Raw genomic sequence first — 312 nt, forward strand, 5'->3', positions numbered from 1 at the left:
TGTCGACGACTAGCGATAATTTTGTTTCAAGCTTTCGCTTGTCACTCGGTTTTGCTTGGTAAAATCTATACTTACTTATCTAGTTTTCAATGTACAATTAAATTAATGGTGGAGACTAGCGGGATCGAACCGCTGACCTCCTGCGTGCAAAGCAGGCGCTCTCCCAGCTGAGCTAAGCCCCCAAATATTTAAAATTAATGCACCATTCGGTTTTTCAAATGGTGGGCCTAAGTGGACTCGAACCACCGACCTCACGCTTATCAGGCGTGCGCTCTAACCAGCTGAGCTATAGGCCCATTTGATTTTGAATCC

General features: G+C 45.2%; 2 tRNA genes. Both read right to left on the reverse strand.

Annotated elements, in window-relative coordinates:
* Positions 1 to 106 precede the first annotated feature (106 nt).
* Positions 107 to 182 (reverse strand) — tRNA-Ala (locus tag CD118_RS11585).
* Between the two features lie 37 nt (positions 183 to 219).
* A tRNA-Ile gene (locus CD118_RS11590) sits at positions 220 to 296 on the reverse strand.
* Positions 297 to 312 lie beyond the last annotated feature (16 nt).

It is taken from the genome of Staphylococcus coagulans (genome assembly GCF_002901995.1).
Taxonomy (GTDB): Bacteria; Bacillota; Bacilli; order Staphylococcales; family Staphylococcaceae; genus Staphylococcus; species Staphylococcus coagulans.